13 protein-coding genes are annotated in these 17,168 nt (G+C 30.2%); 9 read left to right on the top strand and 4 right to left on the bottom strand.

The window, feature by feature from the left end; translation table 11 throughout:
- Positions 1 to 294: 294 nt before the first annotated feature.
- Positions 295 to 732: a hypothetical protein gene (locus EAH69_RS05430; protein ID WP_121934162.1), complete on the top strand. Its 438-nt coding sequence runs from the start codon at positions 295 to 297 to the stop codon at positions 730 to 732.
- A 469-nt stretch (positions 733 to 1,201) separates the two neighbouring features.
- Here EAH69_RS05430 and aceA read toward each other — a convergent pair whose 3' ends face one another.
- Positions 1,202 to 2,488, bottom strand: a complete 1,287-nt coding sequence (gene aceA / locus EAH69_RS05440; RefSeq protein WP_121934164.1) for an isocitrate lyase — start codon at positions 2,486 to 2,488, stop codon at positions 1,202 to 1,204.
- 68 nt (positions 2,489 to 2,556) lie between these two features.
- Positions 2,557 to 4,146 (bottom strand): malate synthase A, encoded by a 1,590-nt coding sequence (gene aceB / locus EAH69_RS05445; RefSeq protein WP_121934165.1) that lies wholly within the window; start codon positions 4,144 to 4,146, stop codon positions 2,557 to 2,559.
- Positions 4,147 to 4,262: 116 nt separating this feature from the next.
- Here aceB and EAH69_RS05450 point away from each other — a divergent pair, with 116 nt between their 5' ends.
- From EAH69_RS05450 to EAH69_RS05460, 3 genes are all read left to right on the top strand, one after another.
- Positions 4,263 to 5,759 (top strand): helix-turn-helix domain-containing protein, encoded by a 1,497-nt coding sequence (locus EAH69_RS05450; RefSeq protein ID WP_121934166.1) that lies wholly within the window; start codon positions 4,263 to 4,265, stop codon positions 5,757 to 5,759.
- Between the two features lie 94 nt (positions 5,760 to 5,853).
- Positions 5,854 to 6,477 carry a lysoplasmalogenase gene (locus EAH69_RS05455; protein ID WP_230466717.1) on the top strand — a complete coding sequence of 208 codons (624 nt, stop codon included), beginning with the start codon at positions 5,854 to 5,856 and terminating at the stop codon, positions 6,475 to 6,477.
- Positions 6,478 to 6,501: 24 nt separating this feature from the next.
- A complete protein-coding gene (locus tag EAH69_RS05460; protein WP_121934168.1) occupies positions 6,502 to 7,128 on the top strand; it encodes a hypothetical protein in 627 nt (208 codons plus the stop codon).
- A gap of 56 nt (positions 7,129 to 7,184) precedes the next feature.
- Here EAH69_RS05460 and EAH69_RS05465 read toward each other — a convergent pair whose 3' ends face one another.
- Entirely contained in the window at positions 7,185 to 7,898 is a 714-nt protein-coding gene (locus tag EAH69_RS05465; protein WP_121934169.1) for a 16S rRNA (uracil(1498)-N(3))-methyltransferase, read from the bottom strand.
- A gap of 1 nt (position 7,899) precedes the next feature.
- Positions 7,900 to 8,919, bottom strand: a complete 1,020-nt coding sequence (tsaD, locus tag EAH69_RS05470; RefSeq protein ID WP_121934170.1) for a tRNA (adenosine(37)-N6)-threonylcarbamoyltransferase complex transferase subunit TsaD — start codon at positions 8,917 to 8,919, stop codon at positions 7,900 to 7,902.
- Positions 8,920 to 9,047: 128 nt separating this feature from the next.
- Here tsaD and EAH69_RS05475 point away from each other — a divergent pair, with 128 nt between their 5' ends.
- From EAH69_RS05475 to EAH69_RS05495, 5 genes are all read left to right on the top strand, one after another.
- A complete protein-coding gene (locus EAH69_RS05475) occupies positions 9,048 to 13,559 on the top strand; it encodes a translocation/assembly module TamB domain-containing protein (RefSeq protein WP_121934171.1) in 4,512 nt (1,503 codons plus the stop codon).
- 213 nt (positions 13,560 to 13,772) lie between these two features.
- Positions 13,773 to 14,243, top strand: a complete 471-nt coding sequence (locus tag EAH69_RS05480; RefSeq protein ID WP_121934172.1) for an Lrp/AsnC family transcriptional regulator — start codon at positions 13,773 to 13,775, stop codon at positions 14,241 to 14,243.
- A gap of 34 nt (positions 14,244 to 14,277) precedes the next feature.
- On the top strand, positions 14,278 to 14,979 hold the full coding sequence (locus EAH69_RS05485) for an NUDIX hydrolase (protein ID WP_121934173.1): 702 nt from the start codon (positions 14,278 to 14,280) through the stop codon (positions 14,977 to 14,979).
- Between the two features lie 10 nt (positions 14,980 to 14,989).
- Positions 14,990 to 15,475 (top strand): hypothetical protein, encoded by a 486-nt coding sequence (locus EAH69_RS05490; protein ID WP_121934174.1) that lies wholly within the window; start codon positions 14,990 to 14,992, stop codon positions 15,473 to 15,475.
- A 173-nt stretch (positions 15,476 to 15,648) separates the two neighbouring features.
- Complete coding sequence (locus EAH69_RS05495; RefSeq protein WP_230466718.1) at positions 15,649 to 17,064, top strand: L-serine ammonia-lyase; 1,416 nt, start codon at positions 15,649 to 15,651, stop codon at positions 17,062 to 17,064.
- The last annotated feature ends 104 nt before the right edge of the window (positions 17,065 to 17,168 follow it).

Genomic DNA, 17,168 nt, shown 5'->3' on the forward strand with positions numbered 1-17,168 from the left:
CTCTAAAATCTTGTTTTACATCATATATTGTGTTTGTAGAAAGACCTTCAGTTGTACTAATTCTATAGTAAAATGGTTCTTGAGCATTAATTAAAATACTCTGAATTAATAAAATAATAGGGATTAAGTATTTTGAATTTAATAGTTTGATAGGTTTATAGTGTTGATTATTAATAAAATAAATATAGTGTTTTTGTGAATTTTTTTAAGATTTTATTTCTATTGATTGTTGAATAGTTGAGGTTAGATTAATTGCTCATTGCTTTTTGTATTTTTGCTTGATACTTTTAGATTATGACAAAAGATTTATATGATGCAATTGCAATTGTTTTAAATGAGAAAATTTATTATTTAAACGGTTTAATTGAAGATTTACGCGCATCAAATAATGATACGAAAAGTAGCATGGGGGATAAGTACGAAACTTCTCGTGAAATGATGCAACAAGAGATTACTCGAATTCAAAATCAGTTGAATGAAGTGTTAGTTCAACAAGAACAATTTTTGAAAATAGGTGTGAAAGTAAGTCAAACAATAATAAATGGATCTTACATCGAAACTTCTATGGGGAATTTCGTAATCGCATGTAGTTTAGGTGAAATAATGTTTGATTCTAAAAAGATTTTTGTTTTATCAAATCAAACGCCATTGGCACAAGTTCTTTTAGGGAAGTGTGACGCAGAACAATTTGAAATGAATGGTAAAATGTTTATGATTAATAAAGTTGATTAGAATCTTTTCTTTTTGAAGATTTTAAACTGAAAAATAAAATTAAATAACAAAAAATAGATATAACTGCCCAAGTCATAGAAATTTTATTGATATTTTCATTGTTTAACCATTTGTCAATAATAAGTTGAAGTATAATTAATGGAGTTGAAATAGAAAATAGTAATAATTGAAAAATATAGATTTGATTGTTATACTTTATAGTTCTTAAAATTTTATTTTCAATTACAATTATGATGAATATTACGGATATAATAATTATACCTATTAAGTTTACTATATAGTTGTTTCTCGCTAAAATATCTAAATATTTTAAACAAAAAAGTATCGTAGAAATTATTAAATAAAAAATTAAAGAAGATTTAAATATTTGAATAAATATATTCTTATTCGATTGATTCATATTTCATATATAATAAAAAAGACCGAGGTTGCAGCTCGGTCTTTTTAATTGAAAAGTATGCATTATGGTTTAGTGAAACTGAGCAGTCTCTGTACTTTCAGCCATAGCTGTCGTAGAAGAAACGCCTTGTTGCACTGTGTTTTGTACATAGTCAAAGTACTGAGTTCCTACAAAAGATTGGTGCTTAACTGCAGCAAATCCTTCATCTTGTAAAGCGAACTCACGTTCTTGTAATTCTGAGTATCCAGCCATTCCTCTTGCGTTGTAAGCTTTTGCTAATTCGAACATTGATGTGTTCATCGCATGGAAACCAGCTAATGTTATAAATTGAAATTTGTATCCCATGGCAGCTAACTCTTCACGAAATGTTTCCATTTGTGACGGAGTTAAGTGTTTGGCCCAGTTAAATGATGGCGAACAATTGTACGCTAACATTTGGTCTGGATATACCTCACGAACAGCTTGAGCAAATTCTCTCGCCATTCCTAAATCTGGATTAGATGTTTCCATCCAAACTAAATCTGCATATGGCGCGTAACTTAAAGCACGATCAATTCCTTGATCTAATCCATTATTTACTCTGTAAAATCCTTCCGATGTACGAGAACCATCAACAATAAATTTGCGATCTCTTTCGTCTATGTCAGAAGTGATTAAGTTTGCAGCTTCAGCATCTGTGCGCGCAACCAATAAAGTTGGAACTCCACAAACGTCAGCAGCTAAACGAGCAGCTAACAATTTATTAATAGCTTCTTGCGTCGGAACTAATACTTTCCCACCCAAGTGTCCACATTTTTTAGCTGAAGATAATTGATCTTCAAAATGTACACCTGCTGCACCTGCATCAATCATTTGCTTCATTAATTCGTATGCATTCAAGTTTCCTCCGAAACCAGCTTCAGCATCAGCAACGATTGGTACGAAATAATCAATATTTCCTTGTCCTGTGATAGATTGAATTTCATCACGGCGACGTAATGCGTTGTTGATTCGCTTAATAACTAATGGAACAGAATTAGCAGGATATAAGGATTGATCTGGATACATTTCTGCTGATAAATTAGCATCAGCAGCAACTTGCCAACCTGATAAATAAATAGCATTTAACCCAGCTTCAACTTCTTGTATCGCTTGATTTCCGTTTAATGCACCTAAACCAGCCATGTATTCTTTGGAATTTAAACCATCCCAAAGTTTTTGTGCTCCGTTTTTTGCATATGTATATTCAACATCTAAAGAACCTCTCAATTTAATTACATCTTCAGCAGTGTAATTTCTTTTAACGTTTTTCCATCTTGGGTTAGTATCCCAATCCTGTTGAATCTTTTGGATTCTCTCTTGGTTTGATAGACTCATAGTTTTGCGTTTTTTTGTGTTTAATAGTTTTTTTTGTAAGGGTTATAGTTTTGTAGAGAGCGGATTTATTATATGTATTTATATGCGCTTAGCGTTAAGAATTCTTTAAAATCATTACTTAATACTAATTCGTCAAATAACTGTACAGCTAATTCAAAACGACCAGATTGATAGTTAGTTTCACCAACTAAAGCTTTGATCTTATTGATTTCATCAGATCTTAATTGCTTGTATTTTTCACAATTAAATTCTGATCCGTCTTCTAAAACAACCTTGTTTTTTAACCATTGCCAAACTTGAGTTCTAGAGATTTCGGCAGTTGCAGCATCCTCCATTAAATTATATAATGCAGCTGCTCCTTTGCCAGATAACCAACTTTCGATGTATAAAATTCCTACATTGATGTTATCACGAATACCTTTTTCAGTTACTGTTCCTTTCGGAATTTCTAATAAGGATTCTTCTGTAGTAACTACATCTTCACGCTTTTTATCTATTTGATTTGCCTGAGGCATATGTTCGTTAAAAATATCCATGGCAACTTTTACCAACGCTGGGTGTGCAACCCAAGTACCGTCATGTCCGTTAGTTACTTCACGTAACTTATCGTTTTTAACTTTAGTAAAAGCTTCTTCATTTTTAGCTTCATTATCTTTTACAGGAATTTGAGCCGCCATTCCTCCAATCGCGTGTACATTTCTTTTATGACATCTCTGGATTACAGCTAATGAATATGCAGCCATAAAGGGAGAGGTCATTGTTACTTGACTACGTTCTGGAACGATGAAGTTTGGATGATTTCTGAATTTTTTAATATAAGAGAATATGTAATCCCAACGTCCACAATTTAATCCAGCCATATGTTCTTTCAACTCGTAAATAATTTCATCGATTTGAAAAGAAGCTGTAATTGTTTCAATTAAAACTGTTGCTTTAATTGTTCCTTGTGGGATTTGTAAATATTCTTGTGCAAAAGTAAAAATATCATTCCACCAACGGGCTTCAAGATGATGTTCTAATTTAGGAAGATAGAAATAAGGCCCACTCTGATTGGAAAGTAACGTGTGTGCATTATGGAAAAAATATAAACCAAAGTCAAATAGTGAGCCTGATATTTCCTCTTTATGTATTGTTATGTGCTTTTCGTTTAGGTGTAAACCTCTCGGTCTAACCAAAAGAACTGCTACATTTTTATTTAATGTATATGTCTTGTTTTTTGCTTCATCTACATAAGAAATTGTTTTGTTTACAGCATCTTTTAAATTTTGTTGACCTTGTAAATTATTATCCCAAGTAGGAGAATTACTGTCTTCAAAATCAGCCATAAAAGTTTTAGCTCCAGAGTTTAATGCGTTAATTACCATTTTACGATCTACAGGACCTGTAATTTCTACACGTCTATCTTGTAAATCTGCAGGAATTGGCGCTGCAACCCAATTACTATTTCTAATTTCTTTTGTATTTGCCTGGAAATTTGGTACGTTTCCTAAATCAAAAAACTTTTGGCGAGCATCACGCTCTGCCAATAATTCAAGTCGTCTTGAATTGAACTTCTCGTGTAAAGCAATGAGAAAATCCATTGCTTCATTAGTTAAGATATCAGAATATTTATTCTGAATATCTGGTGCTAATGTAAATTCATTAATAGCTGGTCTCATTTTTTGTGTTTTTTTGTGTAGTTTTGGTTTTGTTTGTAAGCAGATTTAATTCAATCAGCGAACGTTCGCTAAATTATAAAAATTCGTTTACATTCACCAAATATTTTTATAAAAAAATGCAAGAAGATTATATAAAACTAATTTTTGGATTAAAGATTAAACAAATTAGAACGGCTAAAGATTTGTCATTGTTTAAGTTATCTAAAATAACAGGACTTTCTAAATCATACTTAAATGAGATTGAAAAAGGTAAAAAATATCCCAAAACTGATAAGATTATTCTGTTAGCAGAAGCTTTTGATGTGCCTTATGATGAGTTAGTTTCTTTAAAATTAGATAAAAACTTAGCTCCGGTCGCTGAAATTTTACAATCTAATCTTTTACAAGAAATACCTTTAGAGTTGTTTGGAATTGAAGAAAGAGATTTAATTGAAATTATTTCAAATGCTCCAATGAAGGTTAATGCATTTATTTCAACCTTAATAGAGATTGGGAATAATTATAATCTTACAAGAGAAAGTTTTTACATGGCTTCTTTGCGATCATTTCAAGAAGCGAATGATAATTACTTTCCAGAATTAGAACTTGCTGCAAAAAATTTCTTGAAACAATATTCAACGAATCAAGATGGTGAATTGATTACGGACGAATTAATGACTGAAATTCTGAAGGAAGAATATGGTTATGAAGTTTTTTATGAAGATTTCAAGACATATAAACGTCCAGAATTAGGTAAACTTCGATCTATTTTTATTGAAGAAAAGAAACATTTATATATTAATATAGATTCAGAATTGGATCAAAAAAGATTCATTTTAGCGAAAGAGTTAGGGTATAATTATTTAGGTTATAAAGAGCGTTTAAATACTTATTCTTGGGTTTCTTTTGAGAATTTTGATCAGTTGTTGAATAATTTCTACGCTTCTTATTTTGCAGGAGCATTGTTATTACCAGAAGATGAACTGGTTCAGAAAATGAATGAAATGTTCGCTGCTGATAAACATGATATTAAAAATTTCTTACGTCTTTTTGGAAGTTATACAGAGTCGCCAGAGACGGTTTATCAACGTATGACGAATCTTTTACCAAAGCATTTTAATATTAGAGATTTATTCTTTTTACGTCTTACAACAAAAATAGGGACAAGTAAATATAAATTAACGAAAGAGTTACATCTAAATCAGCAACAATCGCCGCAGGCAAACGAAACTGATGAGCATTATTGTAGACGTTGGGTTTCACTAAATGTTTTAAAACAATTAGAAAATTCTACTCCTGAAGATCCAGATCATGTCATTTCTTCTCAGGTTTCTATTTATCCATTTAATAATAATCAAAAATATTATGTAGTTTCTTCTGCTACGAAAGATCCGTTTAATCCAGAATATTTACGAAGTGTAACCATTGGTCTATTACATAAAAGTGCGCAACGAAAGGTTAAGTTTTTAAATGATCCTGAAATTCCTGTCAAAGAAGTTGCAGTAACTTGTGAAAACTGTGGAATGGAAAATTGTGCTGAACGTGTGGCTCAACCAAAGCGATTTGCAAAAGATATACATTCAAAACGATTGAATGTAATTGTAAATGAATTTATAAAAGAAAAAAGTAAATAAAATTGATTAGATTAGCATATAACCACAAAGTTTTATGCTAATTTTTTTTTCAATATTATTATTGATTTCTTGGACTATTTATGTCCGTTTAAAGTTGAAAGCACCTACATTAAAAGCTTTGATTTTTAAGATTTCAACGACTTTTTTGATTATTGTAATTGCGTTATTTAACATTATTAATTCACCAGATCAACTTTCTTTAGGTGTTTTGATTGTTATCGGATTAATTTTAGGTTTAATAGGTGATATAGCCCTTGACCTGAAGTTGTTGTATCCGAAAGATGATAAATTTTACACCTATTTTGGTTTTACAAGTTTTATTATTGGGCATTTAATTTATATCGGGTATTTTGCTCTTAATTACCATTTACACCTCCTGGATTATTCGTTTATTTTTGGTTTTGCCGGTATGTCAGTATTTATTCTTTTAGTCTCGGAAGATTCAATGAAATTAAATTTTGGTGAATTTCGATTAATATCAGCCGTATATGCATTTGTACTAAGTTTAGTCACATTTTTATTGCTTTGGACAAGTTATCGGTATGGAAATTATGGAATGTTAATTTTTGGAATAGGATTAATCTTGTTTTTGATTTCTGATTTAATTTTAAGTTTCTCGTATTTTGGTAAAGATGAGAAATCTTGGATGATTAAAGGGAATTACATCTTTTATTATGGTGCACAATACCTAATTGCAGCAAGTATTTCTTATTTTTGATGCATCATAAGTCAATAAAAATAAATGAAATACTTATTATGTTTAGTTCTTATTATATGTTTTTCATGTACAAAGAAAGATATTGTAGTTAAAGGGAATTTTAAAGAAAAAGAAAAACGAGAAATAAGATCAATAAATTTAGAGAATACTGATCAATCGGAGGTTTATATATTAAATTCAGATTCGACGTATACTTTCTTAAATTCTAAAGATTTGAGTTATAACTTTGGTAAAGTAATCGCTAAAAATGATTCAACAGCATTTATTTCAGTTGCGATTGAGAAATTTAATTTTCTTAAAAGTATACATACAAAAGAATCCAAAAGTGAAGATATTGAACTTTATTTTTATGATAAAACGGGAGATTTAATTCCGTTTTTAAATATAGAAGTTTATAGAGATAATTATAAAACAGATTTATTAGCTTTAAATGGATTGTTAAAATTAAATTCATTTCCTGATTCAATATCTATTCCTAAATTAGAATACTTATCTGGGTTGAAACATAATTTTTCTCTTTCAAAAAACGGAAAATCTTATGAAGTTTATTTAGATTTAAATCACGAAATTTTGGAGAAATTCATGAATTATAATTCTCCAAATAATAAACACTTTGTAGTGTTTACTCCGTTAGAAGAATTATTAAAGTAATAAAAAAATCCAGTCTAAATTTTAGATTGGATTTTTAAATTATATTGATTTTTGATTTACTTGTGATTGAATGCCCAATCTGTTGCGAAAACAGCTTGTAATGCAGCAGTTTCAGTTCTGAATCGTTGTGAACCTAATGAAATTCCATTAAAACCATTTTCGTAAGCGGCTTTAATTTCATCGCGAGAAAAATCACCTTCTGGACCAATCATAATTAAAACCTTTTCAGGTTGTTTACTTAAGATTTGATTGAAAGGAGTTCTTTCAATATCACTTTCACAATGTGCAATACACTTTTTGTAATCGGATAAATCTTTTTTAATGAAATCATTAAACTTAGTTAAATCATTCAATTTTGGTAAATAAGCTTTTAACGATTGTTTAGTTGCAGATTGTACAATTTTTTCTAAACGTTCAATTTTAATGTTTTTACGTTCAGAATGAAAAGATTGTAAAAAAGTAATTTCATCAATACCAATTTCAGTTGCTTTTTCTAAGAAAAATTCAATACGCTCCATTGTTTTCGTAGGTGCAATAGCAACGTGTAAATAGTATTTCTTTTGCTCAAAATTTTCTTGTAACTGAATTACATTAGCTTCTACAATTTTTTTAGAAACATGTGTAACTTCACATTTTCCTAAATTTCCATTTCCGTCAGTAATATGAATAATATCGCCTTCATTTCCTCTTAAAACTTTAGTGAAATGATTACTTTCTTCTTCATTTAAAATAGCAGTATCGCCTTGAAATATTCCAAAAAATAATTTCATATTATATATGGTATTTTGCTACAGATTTTGCTGAAAGATCTGTAAATAATTGACGTTCGTATTTCAATTGACCAACAATTGCAATCATTGCAGCGTTGTCTGTTGTGTATTCAAATTTCGGAATAAATGCTTTCCATCCAAATTTTTCTTCACCTTCTTTTAAACGAGCTCTAATTTCTGAATTGGCTGAAACTCCACCTGCAATTGCAATTTGTTTGATTCCAGTTTCATCAGAAGCTTGCTTAATTTTAGCCATCAAAATATCAACGATTGAACGTTGAATAGATGCACATAAATCGTCAAGATTTTCTTCAATAAAATTAGGATTAGCTTTAACTTCTTTCTGAATGAAATATAAAATAGATGTTTTAAATCCAGAGAAACTAAAGTTTAAACCATCAATTTTTGGTTTTGCAAATTTGAATTTTGTTGGGTCTCCAATTTTAGATTTTTTATCAATAATTGGACCTGCAGGATAAGGTAAATTAAGAATTTTACCCGCTTTATCAAATGCTTCACCAGCTGCGTCGTCAATCGTTTCTCCTAAAATTTCCATATCCAAATAATCGTTAATTTTTACGATTTGTGTATGTCCACCACTAACAGTTAAACATAAAAATGGAAATGTAGGTTTTACATCATTCGCGTCATCAATAAAGTTAGCCAAAATATGTCCTTGCATATGATTAACTTCGATTAACGGAATGTCTAAACTCTGAGAAAATGACTTAGCAAAACTTCCTCCAACTAACAAAGAGCCCATTAATCCTGGACCTCTGGTGTAAGAAACTGCTTTTAAATCTTCTTTCGTAATTTTTGCCTGTTTTAAGGCTTGATCCACTACAGGAACTATATTTTGTTGATGTGCTCTGGATGCTAATTCTGGGACTACGCCACCATATTCTTCATGTACTTTTTGGCTTGCAACAACGTTAGATAAAATACAGTTATCTAAGATGATTGCTGCTCCTGTGTCATCGCACGAAGATTCTATGGCTAAAATGTAGTTTTTATCGCTCATAAACCCTTGTAGAATAAAATTTATACTTATTTTTACACTGCAAATATCGTAAAATTAAACCATTGAAAATAGTCAGAAGATTAGGAAGAGTAATTTTAGTATGTATCATATTCATACTGACGCTATTATTGTGTGCGTCTATTGCGATTCAGATTCCTGCAGTGCAATCAAAAGTTGCAAAATTTGCGATGGAAAAACTGAATAAATCTCTAAATACTCGAATGTATGTAGATTCGGTAGATATTGATTTTTTTGGAAAAATATATTTAAATGATATTTCGATAAAAGATGATCGTGATTTAGATTTTATCACCGGTCGTCAATTACAAACTACGCTAAGTGTTTGGTCAATTATTTCAAATTCAGAACATATTAATCTGAAAGAAGTAAAGTTAGTCGAGCCAAATATTCAGGTAATTACTTACAAAGGAGATTCTGTTAGTAATTTCATCAAATTCGTAAATGGTTTCAGTTCAGATAAACCAAAAGATCCAACACGTGTTTTTAAGTTAGATGGAGATTTTTTTATTAAAAATGGAAAGGTTTCAATCTTGAATCAGAATTCAGGTAATGTTTGGTTAAAATCCCATAATCTACAATTACATGTTTTAGATTTTAAATTAGTAGGTGATGATATCACTGGCGAATTAGCTAATTTTTGTTTTGCTGCTGAAAGAAATGGTGAAAAATATAATGTAAAGAATTTTACAGGAAAAGTTCATTATTCGAGTAAAGAAATTAGAGTTGATAATTTGAATATGAGAACTGATGATTCAGTTCTAAACGGTCATTTATTGATGAGTTATGAAAAACCATCTGATATGTCCGATTTTAATAATAAAGTTTTTTGGAACATATTATTTGATCGTGGTTCGGTTATCAATTATAAAGATATCAGATATTTTACAAATTTATTTGACAAGAATAATTCTGTATATGTTTATGGTAAAGTAGATGGAACTTTAAATAATTTAAACTTTACTGATTTTGAATTAAAAGGTGGCGATAATTATGTTGGTGCAAATCATTTGAATTTGACTGATATGATGAATGGTTCTTTGATTAAAATTAAAACAAATAATCTTAAAGCTACAACATCATTTCAAAAGTTAACGTCATTATTACCAACTTTTGTTTCTACTAAAATTCCTGATTTTATTAAACGATTTGGGAATATGAATTATCGTGGAGATTTAATGTTAAATCCTTCTACAATTACATTAGATGGATATGCAGTTACAACATTAGGAGATGCTGATATTACGGCTAAATTAACCAATTATAAAAATCCTAAATCAATGTTGTATGCAGGTACAATTGATGCTAAAAATTTAAATATTCAACAGATTACAGACGTTAAAGATTTAGGATATGTAAGCGGTAAATTTAAGTTTAACGGAGTAGGGACAGATATTGCTAAAATGAAGTTAGACTTAGATGGAGGGCTTCGTTATATCGATTTAATGGGGAAACGATACAATAATATTATTGTTGACGGCGAGATAAAAAATAATGCTTTCAATGGATTGTTTGATATTAAAGATCCTAATTTAAATGCTCAATTAAACGGAAAGATAAACTTTAGTGGTAAACCTTATGATTTTGATTTTACTTCTAAAATTAGAGAAATAAATCTTGATTTTTTAGGTATTACTAAAAACATGAAAGCGGTTGTTCGTGGTGATGTAACCGGAGATTTTTCTTTAACAAACTTAAACGATTTAAGAGGAAATATAGATTTGAGTAATGTATATTATCGTTCGAAAAAAGATACAATTAGTTTTGACCATATTACATTAAATTCTGTTGTAGAAGGGAATCGTAAAATCATGGATGTAAATGTTCCTGATTATATGAAAGCTTCTATTGATGGGAATTTTAAAGTCACTGAAGTTGTTAATGTGCTTAACAATTCACTTGTTCCATTAGTTCCGTCTTTTAAACATAAAAAAGTAAGTCCTGGTCAGCAATTTAATTTTGATATTTATGTTGAACAGAATTTATTGAGCTATTTTGATGAATCGATTAAAATTGAGCCTGAAACTCAAATACAAGGATTTATAAATTCAGACGAAAATAAATTAGATATTAAATTAGATACACCAGGTATTTCATATGCTGGTATAGAGTTGTTTCAATCCAATGTTAGTTTAAATACATTAGAGGAAGCAAATAATTTAAATGCTAAAATTGATAGTTTAAAAGTTAGTGGTATTACTATCAAAGAAATTGATGTTCGTTCAATTCCGAAAAATGACACACTTTTAGTTGAAACTGATTTTAAAATTGGTAATAAAAATCCAGTTGATTTTAACTTGAATCTTTATCATACAGTTTCAGAAAAACGAGAGTATTATATTTTTGGTTTTTCACCATCTACAATTACAATTGATTCTACTAAATGGAATATTAATCCAACGAATGATCGTAATTCGAATCGTATGATTCTAAATCCAGTAAAAAAATCATTTATGGTTCAGGATTTAGTTTTAGAGTCAGATAATCAACACTTGGATATTAGTGGGGTTTTCTACGAAAAAGAAAACTTCAACTTTGATGCTAATTTCCATGATTTACATTTAGATAAAATTATACCAAAAGCGCTTATTGGTAAACTTCAGATAGAAGGTGTTGCAAATGGACAAATGAATTTTGTTCGAACTAAAGAAAAGTTAGAGCCAACCCTTCAGACTAATGTAAAAGGCTTAGCATTAAATAAATTTTTATTAGGAGATTTATCGTTAAATGGTGGATATAATATTGCTGATAATCGTTTTAATTTTGACTTAAGTTTACTTCGTGAAAATATTGAATCAGTTAAAGCAAATGGAGATATCATCAATAAACCATCTGGACCAGAATTAGATATTTATGCAAATTTAGATGATTTTCATTTAGATTTCTTAGAAGGATTCTTAGGTTCTGTTTTTTCTAATATTAGAGGGAAAATGTCGGGTGATGTTCATATCGATGGACCGTTAACATTGCCTAATTTAAATGGAGATTTAATCGCAAAAGATCTAGGAATGAAAGTTAAATTCTTAGGCGTAGATTATCTTTTCGAAGGAGAAAATAGTTTGTTTGTTTCCAAAGAAGGTAATCGTCAGGGTATTATTATGCTTGATGATGTTAAATTAAAAGACACGACTTTTAATACAACAGGTACTGTGAATGGTGCGTTACTTTTCAGAAATGTTAGCGAATGGGGTTTAAACTTACAATTTGATGCCGATAATCTTTTAGTAATGAATACAACCATTAAGGATAATGAACTTTTCTACGGTAAAATTTTTGCTAAAGGAGATGTCTTAATGATGGGACCTGTAGATCAATTGGGTATTTATGGTAATGCTACAATTGTCGGAAATTCTGAATTAACAATTAATACAGGAAGTACTACGATTGAAAACGAAAGTAATTTGGTGCGTTTTGTGCCAGATCAGACGGTGTTAGTCGCTGATAAGGGCGAAAATCGAATAAAAGGTATGACGATAGATTTGTCAATTAATGCATATCCAAATTCTCAAGTTAATTTAGTTTTTGATGCTGCTACAAACGATAAAGCTTCAGCTCGTGGAACAGCAGAAAATCTACGTTTCTTAATGAATAATAATGGTCTTAGTTTGACAGGTGTTTATAATATAGAAAGTGGTATTTATGAATTCCGTCAAATTCCATTGATTCCAAAAGATTTTAAAGTAGCAAAAGGATCTTCAGTTCAGTTTGCTGGTAATCCAATGGATGCAACTCTTCAAATTCATGCGATTTATGAACGTAGTGTTTCTAATGTTGGAGATTATTTAGGGATTGGTTTCTCTCAGATTTATGATACAGAATTATCGATTGATATTACTGAGACTTTGGCTAAACCACAAATTGATTTTGGACTTACTTTACCTAATGCAGGTTCTGATATTAACTCGCAATTACAATCAAAATTCCGTTCAAACCAAGAAGAACAAATGATGCAATTCTCTTATATTTTACTTACTGGTAAATTCGGAGATGCATTAGATATTGGTTCAGGTGTTACAAGTACAGCTGCGGATATTGGTTTATCTACAATTGCCGGAATGTTATCTTCTATTATTAATGGAGTTAATATCGATTTAGAATATGTTGGTGGAAGTCAGCAATCAGGTACAAATGATAAATTAAGATATTCTTTAAGTTATCAGATCAATGAGCGATTACGTATTCGTGGAGCGTACGGAATGGCAGTTAGAAACCAATATGTAGAGAATTTTGACGGAAATTTAGATTTAACTTATGATATTTCTAAAGCGAATAATGGTTCTCTAGTATTAAATGCATTTACAAAACCAACTACATTCGGTATTCAACAATTTACTGGTAACTCAATGATGAATCAGAGTTATGGTACCGGAATTACATATAACGCATCTTTTGATAATTTCAGAGAATTTATTGGCGAAAAACAGCAACAGAGAGAAACTAAAGCTAAATTTAAAGCAAATGCTGAAGAAGTTACTCCAATCAAAAAAGATTCGGTTGTGGAATCAAAACCAATTTCTAAAAATGATTCTTTAATTGGTCACTCAATTTCTAAAAATGATGAGGTTAAAGTCTCTAAGGAACAGCCTAAAAAGGCTGGAAGAGGTCTTGTTAGAATGCGATAAAAAAAAAGAGTTTATTGTTGGTTAGACAATAAACTCGCGCAAACAAACAAAAGTGATTAGTTCTTAATAGATTAGAACTTCAATTCAACAAATCTAAAAATATTAAATAAATCATTAAAAATAATTTTGCCCTTTGTAAGTATTATTTATATTTTTGCTAAAAATTAAACGGATTTTTTGTTAAAATAATAATAATAGGCAAAAACAAGGAAAATGAATTACATAATTGATGAAGTTGATAAGAAGATTTTAATGTATTTAATTGATAATACAAGAATGCCTTTTACAGAAATAGCGAAAAAAATGAATGTATCAGCTGGTACAATTCACGTTCGTGTTAAAAAATTAGAAGAAGCAGGTATTATTAAAGGAACTACATTAATTACTGATTATGACAAAATGGGGTATCAGTTTGTGGCTTATGTTGGTTTACTTTTAACTAAAACAAGCAAAACTCAAAGAGTAATTGATGAATTATATAAAATTCCAAATGTAACAGTGGTTCACGTTGTTTCTGGGAAATATAATATTTTCTGTAAAATTCGTGCGAAAGATACAGGAGATGCGAAAGAAGTAATCTATAAAATTGATCAAATTGATGACGTTTTAAGAACAGAATCTATGATTTCATTAGAGGAATCTTTTAATGATAAAAATAGATTGATGCACTCAATCTTTCACTAAAATAAATACGAAATCGATTTAACCTAATCCACAGATGACAGCAGAAGAAAAACAGAAATACTTTCAGGTTGCGCTTTGTTCAAGTCTTGTATTATTCGGATTTGATGGAGAGGAACTAAAAGTTTTAGTGTACAAAAAAGCAAGTGAACCTTTTCAAGGGGCATTAGTTTTACCAGGTAAATATATTGCGCCAGATGTTAGTAATGATCAGGCGATTCACGAATTACTTACCGAAAAAATTGCATACAACGAGCACGAAACATATATCGAGCAATTAAAAGCATTCACAAAAGTTTTCCGTAATCCTATGGGACGTGTTGTGAATGTTGCCTACTATGCATTGGTAAAATTAACTCCAGAAATTGAAGAAAAAGTGAAAAATCAAGGAGGCGAGTGGTTTGCATACGACAGAGTTCCTGATCTTGCATTTGATCATAACGAAATTATTCAATATGCTAAGGAACGTGTTAAACGTAGAGTAAAACGTCGTCCTGTTGGATTTAATCTTTTACCAGAAGAATTTACAATTGCTCAATTACAAAGTCTATATGAAAAGGCTTTAAATAGAGAGTTGGATAAACGTAACTTCCGTAAAAAGATTTTCAATTCAAACTTAATCATTGAAACTGGTAATACAACAGATCCAAAATTACATCGTAAAGTATCTAAATTATACCGTTTCGATGAAGAGAAGTATGAAAAGTTAAGTTTAAAAGGTTACGATTTCCTTTTCTAACATTAATGATATGACAAATAAAGAAAGTCAAAATCAAGAAATTGAAAGAGACGATATTTTTGATAGAAGTAATTTAATCAATCAATCAAGAGAGTCAAGTCACGCTATTCACGAGGGTGAGGGTAAATCTTTTTGGTTTAAGTTAATGTTCTACTTTATGTTATTCGTTGTCGGAAGTTTAATCTATCGTGGATATATTTTATATTCTACTAACGATTATTTATTCCGCTCTTTCTTAAATGAAGATGCTCCAGAAATGCCGCAATGGTATCCAATTACAACATTGGTCTTATCATTTTTAGCATTAATTGGATTATTTTTAACGTACGCATTCAAAAAATTAGGACCAATCTTAGTTGTTGCAGCGTTATTTGTTTCTGCTACAGTACAACCAGAATTTATGGCCGACGGAACATTATATACATTGTTTGCGTTGTTTGTTTTTATTGGATATGGTTTAGCAGTAATTTATCCATATTGGCATAAGTTTAAATAAACACAAATTTTTAAATATATAAAAAGCACTTTCTAATTAGGAGGTGCTTTTTTTAATTTAATAGAAAATCGCTAATAAATTTTTCATATTCATAAAATAATTTTACGGAATTGAGTGTATGTGGAAAATCCAATTATCTTTGTTAATGGAAAAAATATAAAACAAAGTGTATTATGGAGTGTATCTCGGTATTCGATATGCTAAAAATTGGAATTGGCCCGTCAAGTTCACATACTTTAGGTCCATGGCGTGCTGCTGAACGTTTTATAGAAGAAATAAAAGCTGCAAACATTTTTAACGATGTAAAACAAGTCAAAGTTGACTTATATGGTTCTTTATCTTTAACAGGTAAAGGTCACGCGACAGATTTCGCTGTGATGTTAGGTTTAACTGGTGCTGATCCTGAATATATTCCTGTTGAGAATATTTCAAACGTAATTGATCAAATTAAAACTACTCATAAAATTAAATTTGGTAACGAGATTGAAATCAATTTTAATCCAGAAACGGATATCATTTTTAATCGTAATTTTTTACCATTTCATGCAAATGGATTAAAATTTACAGCAATAACAAATAATGAATCTATAGAATCTGTTTTTTATTCTGTTGGAGGAGGTTTTGTAACGAAAGAGGAAGATGAAAATTCAACATCTGAATTTACTTGCGATTTTCCTTTTTTATTCAATACTGCTAACGAGTTATTGGTTTATTGTAAGCAAGAAAATAAATCAATTTCAGAAATTATGTACGAAAACGAAAAAACAATTCGTACGGAAGAAGAAGTTGATAAAGAATTGATGCGAATTTGGAATACAATGTTAGAGTGTATGTACATTGGATGTCATACTGAAGGAATTCTTCCGGGTGGTTTAAATGTAAAGCGACGTGCTTTTGATATGCATCAGAATCTAAAAGGAGATTTGCCATACGAAACACCGATGGAATGGTTACAAACAATTCGTAAAACAAAAGTATATTTTCGTCAAATTCTAAAATGGGTTAGTTGTTTTGCACTTGCTGTCAACGAAGTAAATGCATCATTAGGTCGTGTTGTTACAGCGCCTACAAATGGTAGTTCAGGAGTTATTCCTGCTGTTTTAATGTATTATTTAGTTATTGAAAATCATAAAGCAGGCGAAAAAGAAATCAAACAATTTTTAACTACAGCTGGTGTTATTGGTTCTATTTTTAAAAAGGGTGCAACAATTTCAGCAGCAATGGGTGGTTGCCAAGCAGAAATTGGTGTTTCTTCAGCAATGGCAGCAGCGGCTTTATGTGAATTAATGGGAGGGACGCCAGATCAAGTTACAATGGCAGCAGAAATTGCAATGGAACATCATTTAGGTTTAACATGTGATCCGATTGGTGGTTTGGTGCAAATTCCTTGTATCGAAAGAAATACTATGGGAGCAATTAAAGCTATTAATGCTGCAGAGTTAGCTTTAGATTCAGATCCTTTAAATGCAAAAGTACCATTAGATAAAGTAGTCAATACAATGTGGGAAACAGCAAAAGATATGAATAATAAATATAAAGAAACTTCAGAAGGAGGGTTAGCAGTAGCAGTTAATATAGCTGATTGTTAATACCCAAAACTATCATTCATACCCAAGTTAGGGATTTATTAAATAAATTTTTTATTTCAAATTAAATCCCTAACTTTGCACAGCTTTACATAAAGGTAAAGTAC

The sequence above is a fragment of the Faecalibacter macacae genome (assembly GCF_003687725.1).
Lineage (GTDB): Bacteria > Bacteroidota > Bacteroidia > Flavobacteriales > Weeksellaceae > Empedobacter > Empedobacter macacae.